The sequence below is a fragment of the Limnoraphis robusta CS-951 genome (genome assembly GCF_000972705.2).
In genome coordinates this window covers 1-13,657 of record NZ_LATL02000037.1, presented here as the reverse complement: position 1 = coordinate 13,657, position 13,657 = coordinate 1, and the positions used below count along the sequence as shown (strand labels likewise).

Here is a 13,657-nt window from a genome sequence, read left to right as displayed (position 1 = left end):
CCTTGCAAGCAACAAGCCTATAAAGGCAAGCGAGTTAAGCGAGGTCTGTTCAAGTCAAGTTGCGGTAAAGTCATCAATGCCGATATAAATGGGAGCCTCCAGATCATTAGAAAGTATTTTCCAGAGGCGTTCACCGTCGAGGAAATAGTGAGTTGTGCCGTACAGCCATTACTGGTCAATCCAGTAAGAAGAACTAAACAATTGTTTTCTACAGTTTAGTTTGTACGGTTTTTTCTTAAAATTGTTAACTGTAGCGAGTGTTAGGGTTGAATGGCAGATGAATATTTCTCTTAACCCCCTGAAAAAAGGCGCAGGAATGGCAGTTGCACTCTTTTTGACGAGTTGTTCCTTCACGCCAACCTCATCGGATACCTCAACCTCGACTCAAACCCCAAGTCAAGCCATAGAGACATCCTCTTCGACAGACTCAACAGAAACGACTGATGATGTGGCGATCGCATCCCAAGACTTTCAAAAAGTAACTGTCATTGAAGGCTTAGAACACCCTTGGAGTATGGCTTGGTTGCCCAATGGCGATCAACTGATTACCGAACGGCCTGGACGCCTACGAATTGTTCGCAATGGCACCCTTGACCCAACACCGATCTCCGGGGTTCCTGAAGTGTTCACCTTCAAACAGGGCGGCTTATTGGATGTTTCTCTGCATCCTCGCTTTGCGGAAAATCGTTTGATTTATCTGACTTATTCTCACGGCACCCGAGATGCCAACCGTACCCGTATCGCCCGTGCAACCTTTGACGGTGAAGCGTTACAGAATTTACAGGTGATTTTCGAGGTTTCCCAAACCAAACCCGATGGACAACACTTTGGTTCTCGTATTACTTGGCTACCGGATAATACCATGTTGGTGGCGATTGGCGATGGCGGCAACCCACCCGTTGAACTTGAGGGCGATCTGATCCGTGAACAAGCCCAAAACCTCAGCAGTCATCTCGGTAAAATTATCCGACTGAATGATGATGGTTCCCCACCCCAAGATAATCCCTTTGTGAATAGTGAAAATGCTGATCCGGTGATCTGGAGTTATGGACATCGCAATATTCAGGGACTCGCTTTTGACTCCGAAACGGGGCGAGTTTGGTCAACCGAACATGGGGCGCGTGGCGGTGATGAACTGAATTTAGTCAAAGCGGGTGAAAACTTCGGCTGGCCTGTTGTGACGCATAGCGGCGAATACAGTGGAGGAGAAATTACTCAAGAACGATCTCGTCCAGGGATGATTGATCCAAAAGTCGTCTGGACTCCCGCAAAAGCGCCTTCGGGTTTGACGGTTTATAGGGGCGATCGCTTTCCATCCTGGAAAGGTAACTTATTTGCAGGAGGTTTAGTTTCCCAAGATGTTCGCCGTATTCAGGTGGATGAGTCGGGAAATGTGGTCAGTCAGCAAGCCATTGATATGGGTCAACGAGTTCGAGATGTTAAACAAGGGCCAGACGGACTATTATATATTCTCACTGATGAACCAGACGGGCAACTGATTCGGATTGAACCCGTTTCGGGATAAATACACCCTGACGAATATCTTCCCCTAAATGAAGTCAAAACTTCTGAATAAATACACCCTGAGATCAACAGAGGATTAGATATAGCAGTCTTATTTGATTTGTGAACACTTCAATGCTGTTGATTATTCACGGGGTTCAGCAATGACACAGAAGATCGCTCACGAATGATTTAGGATTGCTATAGACAAGTTACTTGCTAGCTAATTGCTTTTTAATCGTTCTCAAGAACCCCATAAAAGGCCTGAGAAAAGTGATACTATCTAAGCGATTTGTGGTTAGATCGCTGCGGGAACTCTGCTGCATTCCTAAAGTGGGAGAAGCAACCCAGGTGAGAACATCTGGGTTTTTCCGTCGAAAGGTTGAAAGCGCTCCGTCGATAAACATTGGACCGCCGTCAGGATGTCCGGCTGGTCGTTGAAGTAATCCTTCTAAAAACTCAATTAGTGAGTCAAATATTACTGCATTTACTCCATAAAAATGAGTCGTTTCGATGGGGCCAGAATAAGGAATCAGTTTGACGGTATCCGTCGCCTCCAATTTTAATCGATGCCCAAAATAAACTAATCCCCAATTACTTTGGGATAACTGATCGATCAGTGCGTCTTGGTGAGGTTTTAACTCTCGGGAAAAGCAGAGATCGTCTTCCAGAATCAAAATATTGGGTAAGTTGTCTTCTTTGGCTTTTTTTAGGATGGCTAAATGACTCAAAAAACATCCTTTAATTCCTATGTTTTTAAACTCTCCCGGATCGTCGGGACGAATCCCCGGAAAAAATTCCACCTGATCGGGAGAGAGGGGACTGTCTGGTTTTTCTAATTCTCGGATAATCATCCGGCGTCGATCCGTTCTTTCGGGCAGATTGATCACGTAAGCTCGTGGACAATATTCGATGAGTTTCATCGCCTAAATCCTTGTTCTAGAAAGTATGTTAGAATTATATTCTAAAGTATAGAGAATTGGGTAAAAACGCGATTTCAACAAATAACCCTCTCTTGCTAGGAGAGGGGACGGGGGTGAGGTTTCTATTTTGAGCAACTTTTAACCTTGATTAAACGCTTTCACTGAAATCGGTTTAACAAAACGACTATTCGCCCGCACAAAACAATGACTTGGACCGTTTTCTCCGGCGAGATTTTCTACATAAATCCAAGGGTTTTGTTGGGTATCATAAACAACCCCAAATCCAGCAGGGCCGAGGTTGATTTCAAAGTCTTGTCCTTGCTTTAATTTGCCGACAATCGGCCAGTTTTGAATATCAAATTTGACCGAATTTCGCGGATCGATGAGTTCTTCGTAGCTGAGATCAAGACCGTGACAATTTAACCCATTCGAGTCAGCATTAACCGCTTCCCAAGTGATCTGGGGTGAACGACGATAATCGCCATTTTCCAGGGGTTTAGGTAAATTTGGCTCGGCATTTTGAGCCACAACAGGGGTTTTGGTGGGATTTTGTTTAAAGGCTAAAGATGTACTTTCACAAGCCACCGTCCCCATCCAAATTACACCTAAAATTAACAACGCGCTTAACTTGCGAACGGTGCCAGGATTTGCTTTAATAATGTTAGTAATCATCGGCTTACACATAACTCAACGGCTTCTCCTGTGAGGCTAAAAGGCCGCACTTCGGTTACTTTTATCTTCACAACTTTACCCCTCAATTCCGCGAGATTTCCGGTAAAGAAAGTTAAACGGTTTCCCCGTGTACGCCCCATCACCTGAGACGGATCTCTGGGGTTTTCCCCTTCGACTAAGACTTCTTCAAACCGTCCGAAATAGCGTTGCGATCGCTCTGCTGCTTTCACCCCGACTAAATGATTTAATCGTTGTAAACGATCCGCTTTGATGTCTTCTGAAATCTGATTTTCCCACAATGCAGCCGGGGTTCCGGGGCGTGGGGAATAAGCCGCCGTATTCACCAAATCAAATCCGATATCATCTACCAACTTTAAGGTATTTTCAAACTGTTCTTCGGTTTCGCCTGGAAACCCAACAATGGCATCGGCACTAATGGACGCATCGGGCATATATTGACGAATCGTGTTAATAATGCGACGATATTTTTCGTGAGTATATCCCCGTGACATTGCCTTCAAAATTGGGTTATCGCCGGACTGAAACGGGATGTGAAAATGTTCGCAAACTTTCGGCAGTTCCGCACAAGCTTTAATCAAACGTTCGGTAAAATAACGGGGATGACTTGTTGCAAACCGCAGGCGTTCAATTCCGGGTACATCGTGAACAAAATACAATAAATCTGTTAGCGTATGTTTGTGTCGTCCTTCAGGGGTAGAACCGGGTAAATCTCGCCCATAAGCATCAATATTCTGCCCTAATAAGGTGACTTCTTTATAGCCTAAGCGCCCTAATTCTTCCATCTCGCTACGAATGGCTTCAGGAGTGCGTGACTGTTCAATTCCGCGTACATTGGGAACCACACAATAGGTACAGCGCTCATTGCAGCCATAAATCACATTTACCCAAGCGCTAACATCACTATCTCGACGAGGTTTTGTGATATCTTCGACAATATGAATGGGTTCAGTGGCGACAATTTGATTGCCATTATCGACCTGTTCTAATAATTCTTGCAGACGGTTTGCGTGTTGTGGCCCCATGACTAAATCAAGTTCAGGAACCCGTCTGAGTAAGCTTTCGCCCTCTTGTTGTGCGACACATCCAGCGACAATTAACGTTAAATTCGGTTCAGTGTGTTTGCGTTTGGCTTGTCTTCCCAAATAAGAATAAACTTTGTGTTCGGCGTTATCCCGAATGGTGCAAGTATTATAAAGAACGACATCAGCTTCGTTGGGGTCTTCAGTAAACAGTAACCCCATTTCTTCTAAAATTCCAGCCATGCGTTCCGAGTCGGCTTTGTTCATTTGACAGCCGAAGGTTGTGATGTGATAGCGACGGGGAGTTGTAGTCATTTGATGTTAAATTCTGAGATTCGCCTCGCAAACAATAGGATGTATTTTGCTACCGATTGATGAGTTTAGTGTTTATATTATAATTCAAAGGAGCCTAAATGGGGATTGAGATGATAAAAATTTTTAATACAAAGGGTAGGGATATGTCTAAAATGAAATGGATTCGATATACAGCCATTGGTTTATTGATTTTGGGTTCACTGACCTTGACAACGGTTTACACCCATTGGGAATTTTCGATTTTGACGGGACTATTCTTGGCAATTCTTTCTAAAGGAATGAGGCGATCGCGTTATAATAAAATCAATCAACGCTTCCCTGATGTTGAAGGTTAATGAATGATACAATCTAAAAAATCAGGAGGAAACAAGGTTTTTACCCCCGAAGGTGAATTAGTTCCAACTCCCGAAGAATCAGCTAAAATTGAAAAAAAACAACGAGAAGCCGTAGAACAACAACTTGAACTTTAACGCCAACAAAAGGAAAAGTTAGCCGCTAAATTACGGGAATTGAATATTGATCCAGATATACTCTAAATTCAATTCCTAACCCAAGATGAGTTATACTAAAAGTAAGATTCAGGAGAAGATAATGACTATTGCTCAAGATCTAGAAACACTTCAAACTGAACCTAAATTTGAAGACATTGAATACCCCTCGGGAGATTTAGAAAGTCAGGAGCCACCCTTGGAAAGTGAACTGCATTTGCGACAAATTTTGCTACTGATTCAAATGCTGGAGTATCTCTGGCAAGACCGTCAAGATTTTTATGCTTTTGGAAATCTTACTATTTATTATAGCCCAGAACAACAGAAAACTCAAGACTTTAGGGGGCCTGATTTCTTCGTAGTATTAAACACCTCACGCAAACCCCGTAAAAGTTGGGTTGTCTGGGAAGAAGGCGGAAAATATCCCAATGTTATTATTGAATTATTATCCCCTTCAACTGCAAATGTTGATCGCACAACGAAAAAAAATATTTATCAAGATATCTTCCGAACACCCGATTATTTTTGGTTTTCACCGAATACGTTAGAGTTTCAAGGATTTCATCTGGTTGATGGAGAATATCAAGAACTCCAACCTAACGAAAGAGGACAGCTTTGGAGTCAACAATTACAACTATTTTTAGGAATACATGAACATAAATTGAGGTTTTTTACTCCCGAAGGTGAGTTAGTTCCCACTCCTGAAGAATCGTCCAAAGCCGCACAACAGCAACTCGAGATAGAACGCCAACAAAAGGAAAAATTAGCCGCAAAACTGCGGGAATTGAATATTGATCCCGATACACTCTGAGTTGTATAACTCGTAGATTTTGCGATAAACTCAATATCAAAAAAAGCTAAGTAGGAATCATTTGACAATCTTGTATAATTCAAAGTTGTCAGAATGACATTGATGTGATAAAAATTTTTACGACAAAGGGTAGGGATATGTCTAAAATGAAATGGATTCGATATACACCCATTGGTTTACTGATTCTGGGTTCGCTAACATTGACAACGGTTCAGACTCATTGGGAATTATCGATTTTGACGGGAGTATTCTTGGCGATTATTTCCAAAGGAATGAGGCGGCGTCCGAATAAAACAGATCTTAATTTGTAAGGGGAAACTGAGGCGCGTTTCGATAGGCAAATGCTTTGGCTCGAATTTCGGAAATATCTTGAGTAGAATTCGTTTTTTCGAGTTGATGTTTTTGTTTATCTAAGCTTAAAATTCCTTCTCCGATGGCTTTAGCTAATAGAGGCGGAACTGCATTACCAATTTGTCGCCATTGTTGAGTTAAACTGCCTTTAAAAATAAAGTTGGGCGGAAAAGACTGAATGGCTGCTGCTTCTCTAGCAGTTAAATAGCGATCTTCTGTGGGATGATAATATGTTGTACGACTGGTATTAATGGTATTAGAAACAGCGTTTCTATCCAATCGTTTTAACTTGGTTTCTCGAAACCGTTGTTCGGGTAAACTCTCCCAATCAATATTAAACCACAGTTCACGGGGAAGATAGGCGAGTTCATCTTTTTGATAGCGAATTCCTTGTCCTTCTGGGATATGATGAATTCGTTTTCTTTCGAGTTCGTTGGTAATTTGTGCAGTTTCAATATCATGGTTAAACGTTGTATTTTGACAGGCTAATAAGTTCTCAAACGCCCAACCAACGGTTCTAGCTGCGGGTAAATTTTCGCTATCTTTGGGAGAATCTTTAAACTGTTTTTCGGGATAAAGATTTGGAACCCCAAACCTATTTCCGAGAAAGATTGTTCGTCTTCTGGCTTGAGGTACGCCATAATGATGAGCGGCTAAAACTCTGACTTCTATTGTATATCCTAACTCCGCAAAAGAATTCAGAATTAATGAAAGGGTGGGTTCATTGTTTCGAGATAGTAAGCCCGTCACATTTTCCATGATTAAATAATCGGGTTTTAAAGCCGTAACAATTCTCAGGAATTCAAAGAATAAAAAATTGCGTTTGTCGCGGTTATCGTTCGCCCCAATAGTTGAAAAACCCTGACAGGGAGGCCCACCACAAATTAAATCAATGGTTTGATTATCAATTTTTTCGTTAATGTCTTCAAGGCTAATTTCTCGCAAATCTCCGCAGATAATATTAGCGTGATGATGATTGGCTTGAAAGGTTTCTAAGGAGGCTTTATCTTGGTCAATTCCTAACACACATTCAAACCCCGCTTGTTCTAAACCGCAGGACATTCCCCCCGCACCTGAAAATAAGTCAATAAACGTTTTAGTCATTTCAAAAAATCAAAGATAAACTCATGTATTTCCATAATAATATTATCTGATTACTCAAAAGTTTGGTAACTTCTGCGAAACACTCAAAAACTACTCAAAAATTCGGTTCCTCTGAGAAACACTCAAAAACCCGGTTTCTCAAAGAAACCGGGTTTTTATTTCAAAGCGGGTTTCTAGGGAAATCTTGATGAAAATACAAAATTTCCCGCACAAAACCCGATTTATACATCTATGCTACAACCATTGGAGAATTTGCGCGATCGCCGTAATATGATTTATTATAAATAACTGACATTAACATTGATTGGGGTTAAAATAGTATCAAGCTCACTGAGTAAAATCATGTCATAACATACCATCATCCTATCTGAAAAAACTTACCAAGCTCTCTTAGAAGTTGCCGAAAAACAAGGTTTAACCCCGGAAAACTGGATTTTATCTCAACTTGATCAGTGCCAGCCCGAAGCAGAACTTTTATCAGAAAAAATCGCAGATTTAATTGGTGCAATTGATAGTCAAGTTGAACCTCATCATCAGTTTCAGTCAACTGATTTTGGCGAACAGATTGCCACCAAATTATCTAAACAAGGACTGCGACGACCATGATTTTAGTTGACACTGGGCCTCTCATTGCTCTGATTGATAGAGGTCAGGGAGAAGCCCATGTTAAATGTGTTCAAACTTACAAAACACTAACAGGTTCTCTCTTAACAACATGGCCTTGTTTTACTGAGGCTATGTATTTTTTATCAGAATTGCGAGGTTGGTCAGCACAGGCTATCCTATGGGAGTTTATCAATAGAAAAGCCTTGTATCTTCACGCCATTAATGAAGCAGAATGTCAACGGATGAAAGTTTTGATGGAAAAATATCAAGATCTGCCTATGGATTTAGCAGATGCTTCTCTGGTGGCTGTGGCGGAAAGTCAAAAAATGAAGCGGATCTTTAGATTAGACAGTGATTTTTATATTTATCGATTATATGATCAAGATGCTTTTGAAGTTATCCCAGGATAAAAGCAAAAAGACTTTGCCGAGGGGTTTCTATTTCAATCTTAGTGAGGATCTAGAAACTCTCAGAGAAACTAGGTTTCTGAGTCTCAGGCGATATAGCATCCGCAACGCTTCGCGATCGCTCTTAGATAACAGGCAACACATAGCCAAAATCAAGACTAATTTCTGCTAGTTTTCCTTTAATTTGGGCATTAGCGATGTGCAAATAGCTTCAGTTCTCAGGTATAAATGCCCGTTCAAAAGATTGCTTTCGATAACGTTTATAAATATCAAAATCACTATCCAAAGTAGCAATAGCCGGAATATTCAGCCGTTCAGAAATAGTAATTAGAGATAAATCAGCAAAATCTCCGGGCAAATCTGCATACTGCTGATTCAGTTGAGCAATCCGCGAAAAATCTTCAGGAATCAATTGGATACATTCATAAAGTTCTGTAGCAAGATCACGAAGAAACTCATTTTGTGTACGCCAATCTTGACTAAGTAGCCACATAACCTCAGTAGCACAACTAACAGTAGTGACTAGATTACTTGTACATCTTTCAAAGAAGACTCGTACCTGTTGATGATAGCGATCTTTGACACTGTAGTAAGCCACTAAAATTCCACTATCTACAATAATTACCGGATAATAAGTCATTACGAATGATGTTGAGAATGCTTTTTCTCCAAATAATCAGCGATCGCCTTTTTTCGATTGACCCGTTCTGATAAACCAGGTGGCGCATCTTCTAACAGATGTTCGGGATGTCCCCCACGTCTTTCGACAATAGTTTTGCGTGGTTGTAAACTCAACCAGCGTTCTTTAACCAAGCGTTTAATCAATTCATCGCTGGTCGTTTTTTCCCTTGCCAAAATTTCCACTAAACACGCTTCCGTTTCTTGATCTAGTTCTATATTCAGCATGAATCCCTCCGATTTCTGATTAATGTCAATTATACCTGATTTACGCCAACTCATAGTTGAGTCGCTAATGCAAGGGCTATAATATGATGTTGGTCTGTAATAGAAGATAGGGCGATCGCAAAGGATGTATCTAAAAAGACTTCAATTAATATCTAGGTTAGGACGATTGAAACTCTCAGAGAAACTGGGTTTCAAAGTCTCAGGCGATCGGATGGAAGTAACGCGATCGCATTGAGTTTGAGGGGGAATTTCAAAACAGCGATCGCTCTCAACTTTGTAGGTTGGGTTGAACGGGAGTGAAACCCAACAAGAGTTAGAAATGGTGGTTTTGGGTTTCGTTGCCTCAACCCAACCTACTAAGCTCCTGAACTTTGAGCTTGAACTGAACTAGCAATAGCAATAATAGCCGTTGCTATAGCCAATCCACAAGATTTTAAAGAAATCATGGCTTTCATTTTTATTCCAATTTTTAGTTAGTGCCGAGTGAAACCCAATATTAATCAGAGATGGTGGTGTTGGGTTTCGTTGCCTCAACCCAACCTACTAAACTATTGAGAGATTGGCTATAGACTTATATCTACGACCGCGACCGGACCTCTGTCTGGAAAAGGTGCGTACACATGAGCCTGCATTGCTTGCCGATCATAATATTCATCAGACTCTATATTATCTTCTTCAATAAGATCTTCAATAAGATTACCTCCTGTAAAACTATAGATTGGCACAGTGGTGAAATATATTTGTAGCCAATCTTCATTTACAAAAACTGATTCAGCTTTCACTTCTCCTCTTAATTTAATAATACTGGTCTCAAAAAATTTGCCATGATCATTATTGGGTGTCAACAGATTTCTCAAAGCCAACCAATCCCATTCGCCGTAACTTCCATAATTCATTATATCAAAAGGTTTTTTGTTCGGCTCGTTAGATTTGAAATTAATTCCTCCTCCCAAGTTACCTTCTAAGTTATCTGTTCCTACTGATAATCCCACAGAAATATTTCCTCCATCAACTACAGTCGTCGAACTGCCAAGTCGATCCATGACTTCTAGAGTCCAATTTTGAGGATTTACCCAGTCACCGTTTCTGACTCCAAACCAAGAATGAAGTGGAGTAGCTTCAGTGGTCTTATTCCCATAGTCAGAAGCATAGCCAAATGCTGTATAAGGCCATCGACTTCCCCACCAAGGTTTAATATTTTTCGTATCTATAGTTAACTCAAACTGAATAATCTCACCGGGAACTGGATCTTTGTCATTCATAGATAGCGAAATACCAGTATTCCATGTTGCTAATTCAGAATTAGAGCCATTGTACATAACAGAATTATCTGTTTGAGAATCAAATTGTACAACAAGATCGCGATGTGCTAATTCTAGAATAACATCAACCCCATCAATGTTAACTGTTAAATGATCATTTTTTAGTTTAAGTATCTTAAGTTCCTCATCGCTCAACTGATTGTCGCGCACCAGTTGAGAGAAAATTGCACCTTCATCTCCGGGAGCATCTACAGGATTAATCTGAGAATCTATAGAATGACCGATTTCTTCCAAAAGAACGTTGGCAATATTTTCTGGACTATTGGCGTTTTGACTCAAAAAATCTTGGGAAATATAAACGGTGTTCGTCAGTTTATCAAATGCTCCCAAGTTTCCGGCAATTTCATCGATTGAGATAATTTTAAACGTTGGCAGAGATTGACCGTTGGATAACTGTTGAATCAAAGAGCGTGCGGCTTCTACATCGGCTGATTCTCCGAAAGCCGTCACAATCTTGCTGTCAAAACCCGGAGCGACTAAAATATCTTGAAGTTGTGCGATCGCATTATTGAATCCGGTAGTTAAAACTTCGTTGACATCTGGTAAAGCTTGACTGCTATTTGATAACTCGGCCGACAACGCATTACTCTGGGTATTGACGGTTGGTGAAGTAGCTAGGAGCGGGAAATTCAAAAAACTGGGAATATCTGGCAGGGGAATTGGAGTTGGCGGTTCAATCTCAATGGGCGGCTGGGTTGTGGGTAGTTCGGATACTTCTCCGGTTTCAATGAAGTCATTATTGGTAATAGAAGATGGCGATACATTTTCGAGAATTACTAAAGTTTCGCCATTCCATTCAATTCGAGTCGATACAGATGACCCGTCACTCAAAATTTGCAAGTTGTTAAATGAAATCCCATTAGGGAGACGCATCTTATCGATACCGGGTTGGAAATCAGTAATCACATCCTGGTCAGCCCCCGATGATGGTAGGATAAACTGGTTAGCACCACCGCCACCAGTTAAGGTGTCTAATCCTTTATCACCAGAGATAATACTATTTCCAAGACCTCCAATAATCACATCATTACCCGCGCCGCCATACAGACTATCGTTTCCCGGACCTCCAATTAAAGTATCATTTCCGAAATTACCAAATAAAATATTATTACCACCAGTAGCTTCTAGGAAATCATTATCTTGACCGCCAAAGAGGGTATCATTTCCACCCCCGCCAATAATGGTGTCACTGCCTTGGTTTCCGTAGAAAATACGTCCAGTATTGTCGTTGAGTACATTATCGTCTCCCTCCAAAAGTGCGATCGCATCTGGAAAAGGTGAAGCGCTGAAATAGGCAAGTTGCTCTGGGGGAAGCTGAGACATGATAATAGAGTCGTTCCCAGTGGTAGCTATACCCAAGTCCAACCCGTTTTCGGTGATAATGTCAGAAAGCATAATGGTATTTCCTTGAGGGTTTAAAGAATTTACAACAGTCGAAAGACTGGATAGATAATGGCGTGTTAACTATTTTTCTTCACTGAACTCAGACCCGCGTTCGCCTGAAGCGGAGTAAGTTTTCATTCTAATTTATAGGTAAACTTCAAAAAATTTAATCCTAATTAATTCCTGCGTAATTTTATTTCCCCATGTCTATTATTTTCTTAACTTATTCTCAGTTTGGCAAGCCCATAAAAGTGGGATTTAGGGGGGATTTATTAAGGGGTTAAAAGTACAAAAAGGGGAAAAGGTGGGATTTTGTGGTTAAAAGGGGGATAATGTGGGATAATTGGCAGTTAAAGTAGACCCAACTACAACTGAATTTAAAAGCTATGGAAATTCAAGAAGCCTTGCGGTGGACGGATGAGTTGATTTTTGCTAGAACGGGGAAGCATCTGGACTCACTGCAACGGGCTATTTTGGAGGGGGCATGGGATGGTAAAGCATATAAGGAGATCGCTGAGAAATACCACTGTAGCGGCGATCATGTGAAAAAATCCGCATCGGAATTCTGGAAACTTCTGTCGGATTTGTTGGGAGAAGATGTTAAAAAAAAGAATGTGCGATCGCTTGTTGAAAATGGGGTATTTTCTTTTTATAATGACGCCGTGCATATTGGTAATAATATAAATGTCTGTGACGACCCACACAATCCCTCAAAAAAGCCCAAAAACCGATCGCCCTCAACCCCCAATAACACAGAACCCCACCACGATCTCAGCCAAGCGCCAGAATACGATCATCCCCTCTACAACTGCACTGACTCACTGGCGATACTCAAACAGTGGATATTAGAAGAAAAGAGCCGCATTGTCATCCTCACAGGATTATCCGGTATCGGAAAAACCGCCCTAGCTAGACAACTGGTTGAACAAATAAAAGACAACTTTGTTCGCATTTTATGGCGTAGTCATCGCAAATTTCCCAGCCTCAACGCCCTACAAAGCAACATCATCGAATTTCTAGCAGCACCTTCACCCCTGAAAAACCCCTCGATGATCAACTACTTCAACTCCCGTAGTTCCATCTTAGACTATCTGAGAAACCACCGTTGTCTTATCATTCTTGACGACTTCCAGGAAACCTTAACTCCAGGAGAATTTATCGGACATTACCGCCCAGAATATCAAAACTATGGTCAACTACTCAACGAAATTGGACAATTAAACCACAACAGTTGTCTACTTCTCCTCAGTTGGGAAAAACCATTAGAAATTGCGACTCTAGAAGCTGAAAATATCTACTGCAAAACTTTACAAATTACCGGCTTAGGGAAATCAGCCAGCCAACTCCTCACCGCCAGAAAACTCAAAGACAAAAATCAATGGTCACGGCTGATAGAACTTTACAATGGCAACCCTTTATGGTTAAATATAATTGCGACTGCTATCCTGGATTTATTTAATGGTAGTGTTCAACAATTCCTCTCCTATTCTACTTTATATCTAGGAGATTTAGAACCTATCCTAAAACAACATTATCAACGCCTCTGTGAATCTGAAAAAATTCTGCTCCGGTGGTTAGCACAGCAAGAAAACCCCCCAGAAATCAACCATAAACCCCCTGAACTTTTACCGGATGAAGATTTTTTGAAGGCGATACAATCCCTGAGTAAACGGAATTTACTGACAAAATCTCCGGCTTTAACCCTACAACCCGTTATTAAACAATACGTCAAGAACTTGAGTCTTTAAGCTTCCAATACCATTTCTTTCTAATCATGCAACTTTTGATGATCCCCCCTTGATCCCCCCTTAGATCCCCCCTTGATC

Annotated in this window: 14 protein-coding genes and 2 pseudogenes; 8 read left to right on the top strand and 8 right to left on the bottom strand. The window is 41.1% G+C overall.

The annotated features are described in order from the left end of the window. Positions 1-219: transposase family protein (locus tag WN50_RS35770; protein WP_483425967.1), on the top strand; the 219-nt coding region annotated here is incomplete at its 5' end. A 58-nt stretch (positions 220-277) separates the two neighbouring features. After that, a complete protein-coding gene (locus tag WN50_RS02975) occupies positions 278-1,525 on the top strand; it encodes a PQQ-dependent sugar dehydrogenase (RefSeq protein WP_046279293.1) in 1,248 nt (415 codons plus the stop codon). Positions 1,526-1,715: 190 nt separating this feature from the next. On the opposite strand, the gene WN50_RS02970 is transcribed toward WN50_RS02975, so the two are convergent. The 3 genes from WN50_RS02970 to miaB form a co-directional block, all read right to left on the bottom strand. Next, positions 1,716-2,426, bottom strand: a complete 711-nt coding sequence (locus WN50_RS02970) for a glycosyltransferase family 25 protein (RefSeq protein ID WP_046279292.1) — start codon at positions 2,424-2,426, stop codon at positions 1,716-1,718. A 138-nt stretch (positions 2,427-2,564) separates the two neighbouring features. Beyond that, positions 2,565-3,098 (bottom strand): hypothetical protein, encoded by a 534-nt coding sequence (locus WN50_RS02965; RefSeq protein WP_046279291.1) that lies wholly within the window; start codon positions 3,096-3,098, stop codon positions 2,565-2,567. After that, complete coding sequence (gene miaB / locus WN50_RS02960) at positions 3,095-4,453, bottom strand: tRNA (N6-isopentenyl adenosine(37)-C2)-methylthiotransferase MiaB (RefSeq protein ID WP_046279290.1); 1,359 nt, start codon at positions 4,451-4,453, stop codon at positions 3,095-3,097. The genes WN50_RS02965 and miaB overlap by 4 nt, the downstream gene beginning before the upstream one ends. A gap of 143 nt (positions 4,454-4,596) precedes the next feature. Here miaB and WN50_RS02955 point away from each other — a divergent pair, with 143 nt between their 5' ends. The 4 genes from WN50_RS02955 (at position 4,597) to WN50_RS35110 (ending at position 6,063) form a co-directional block, all read left to right on the top strand. Then, complete coding sequence (locus WN50_RS02955; RefSeq protein WP_046279289.1) at positions 4,597-4,788, top strand: hypothetical protein; 192 nt, start codon at positions 4,597-4,599, stop codon at positions 4,786-4,788. Between the two features lie 3 nt (positions 4,789-4,791). Further along, positions 4,792-4,923 (top strand): hypothetical protein, encoded by a 132-nt coding sequence (locus WN50_RS37325; RefSeq protein WP_281062628.1) that lies wholly within the window; start codon positions 4,792-4,794, stop codon positions 4,921-4,923. Positions 4,924-5,044: 121 nt separating this feature from the next. Then, positions 5,045-5,752, top strand: coding sequence for a Uma2 family endonuclease (locus WN50_RS02950; protein ID WP_046279288.1), 708 nt, complete (start codon positions 5,045-5,047; stop codon positions 5,750-5,752). 137 nt (positions 5,753-5,889) lie between these two features. Further along, positions 5,890-6,063, top strand: a complete 174-nt coding sequence (locus WN50_RS35110) for a hypothetical protein (protein ID WP_200906200.1) — start codon at positions 5,890-5,892, stop codon at positions 6,061-6,063. Here WN50_RS35110 and WN50_RS02945 read toward each other — a convergent pair. After that, positions 6,053-7,207: a DNA cytosine methyltransferase gene (locus WN50_RS02945; RefSeq protein ID WP_046279287.1), complete on the bottom strand. Its 1,155-nt coding sequence runs from the start codon at positions 7,205-7,207 to the stop codon at positions 6,053-6,055. The two genes, WN50_RS35110 and WN50_RS02945, sit on opposite strands and share 11 nt — an antisense overlap. 602 nt (positions 7,208-7,809) lie before the next feature. Between WN50_RS02945 and WN50_RS02935 the strand changes: the two genes are divergently transcribed. Beyond that, on the top strand, positions 7,810-8,223 hold the full coding sequence (locus WN50_RS02935; RefSeq protein WP_046279285.1) for a type II toxin-antitoxin system VapC family toxin: 414 nt from the start codon (positions 7,810-7,812) through the stop codon (positions 8,221-8,223). A 121-nt stretch (positions 8,224-8,344) separates the two neighbouring features. On the opposite strand, the pseudogene WN50_RS37045 reads toward WN50_RS02935, so the two are convergent. From WN50_RS37045 to WN50_RS37320, 4 genes and pseudogenes are all read right to left on the bottom strand, one after another. Further along, a pseudogene (locus tag WN50_RS37045) lies at positions 8,345-8,422 on the bottom strand (type II toxin-antitoxin system VapC family toxin); the annotation flags it as partial. A gap of 9 nt (positions 8,423-8,431) precedes the next feature. After that, complete coding sequence (locus WN50_RS02930; protein ID WP_046279284.1) at positions 8,432-8,860, bottom strand: type II toxin-antitoxin system VapC family toxin; 429 nt, start codon at positions 8,858-8,860, stop codon at positions 8,432-8,434. Then, a complete protein-coding gene (locus WN50_RS02925) occupies positions 8,860-9,126 on the bottom strand; it encodes a hypothetical protein (RefSeq protein ID WP_046279283.1) in 267 nt (88 codons plus the stop codon). The genes WN50_RS02930 and WN50_RS02925 overlap by 1 nt, the downstream gene beginning before the upstream one ends. A gap of 2,197 nt (positions 9,127-11,323) precedes the next feature. Next, positions 11,324-11,843: pseudogene (locus WN50_RS37320) on the bottom strand (calcium-binding protein); the annotation flags it as partial. Positions 11,844-12,217: 374 nt separating this feature from the next. On the opposite strand from WN50_RS37320, the gene WN50_RS02915 reads away from it, so the two are divergent. Continuing rightward, on the top strand, positions 12,218-13,579 hold the full coding sequence (locus WN50_RS02915) for a helix-turn-helix domain-containing protein (RefSeq protein ID WP_046279282.1): 1,362 nt from the start codon (positions 12,218-12,220) through the stop codon (positions 13,577-13,579). Positions 13,580-13,657 lie beyond the last annotated feature (78 nt).

What these genes read in the sequence shown, in the direction of transcription:
- WN50_RS02975 (WP_046279293.1), top strand. Translation starts at nt 278, where the DNA reads ATGAATATTTCTCTTAACCCCCTGAAAAAAGGCGCAGGAATGGCAGTT.
- WN50_RS02970 (WP_046279292.1), bottom strand. Translation starts at nt 2,426, where the DNA reads ATGAAACTCATCGAATATTGTCCACGAGCTTACGTGATCAATCTGCCC.
- WN50_RS02965 (WP_046279291.1), bottom strand. Translation starts at nt 3,098, where the DNA reads ATGATTACTAACATTATTAAAGCAAATCCTGGCACCGTTCGCAAGTTA.
- miaB (WP_046279290.1), bottom strand. Translation starts at nt 4,453, where the DNA reads ATGACTACAACTCCCCGTCGCTATCACATCACAACCTTCGGCTGTCAA.
- WN50_RS02955 (WP_046279289.1), top strand. Translation starts at nt 4,597, where the DNA reads ATGTCTAAAATGAAATGGATTCGATATACAGCCATTGGTTTATTGATT.
- WN50_RS37325 (WP_281062628.1), top strand. Translation starts at nt 4,792, where the DNA reads ATGATACAATCTAAAAAATCAGGAGGAAACAAGGTTTTTACCCCCGAA.
- WN50_RS02950 (WP_046279288.1), top strand. Translation starts at nt 5,045, where the DNA reads ATGACTATTGCTCAAGATCTAGAAACACTTCAAACTGAACCTAAATTT.
- WN50_RS35110 (WP_200906200.1), top strand. Translation starts at nt 5,890, where the DNA reads ATGTCTAAAATGAAATGGATTCGATATACACCCATTGGTTTACTGATT.
- WN50_RS02945 (WP_046279287.1), bottom strand. Translation starts at nt 7,207, where the DNA reads ATGACTAAAACGTTTATTGACTTATTTTCAGGTGCGGGGGGAATGTCC.
- WN50_RS02935 (WP_046279285.1), top strand. Translation starts at nt 7,810, where the DNA reads ATGATTTTAGTTGACACTGGGCCTCTCATTGCTCTGATTGATAGAGGT.
- WN50_RS02930 (WP_046279284.1), bottom strand. Translation starts at nt 8,860, where the DNA reads ATGACTTATTATCCGGTAATTATTGTAGATAGTGGAATTTTAGTGGCT.
- WN50_RS02925 (WP_046279283.1), bottom strand. Translation starts at nt 9,126, where the DNA reads ATGCTGAATATAGAACTAGATCAAGAAACGGAAGCGTGTTTAGTGGAA.
- WN50_RS02915 (WP_046279282.1), top strand. Translation starts at nt 12,218, where the DNA reads ATGGAAATTCAAGAAGCCTTGCGGTGGACGGATGAGTTGATTTTTGCT.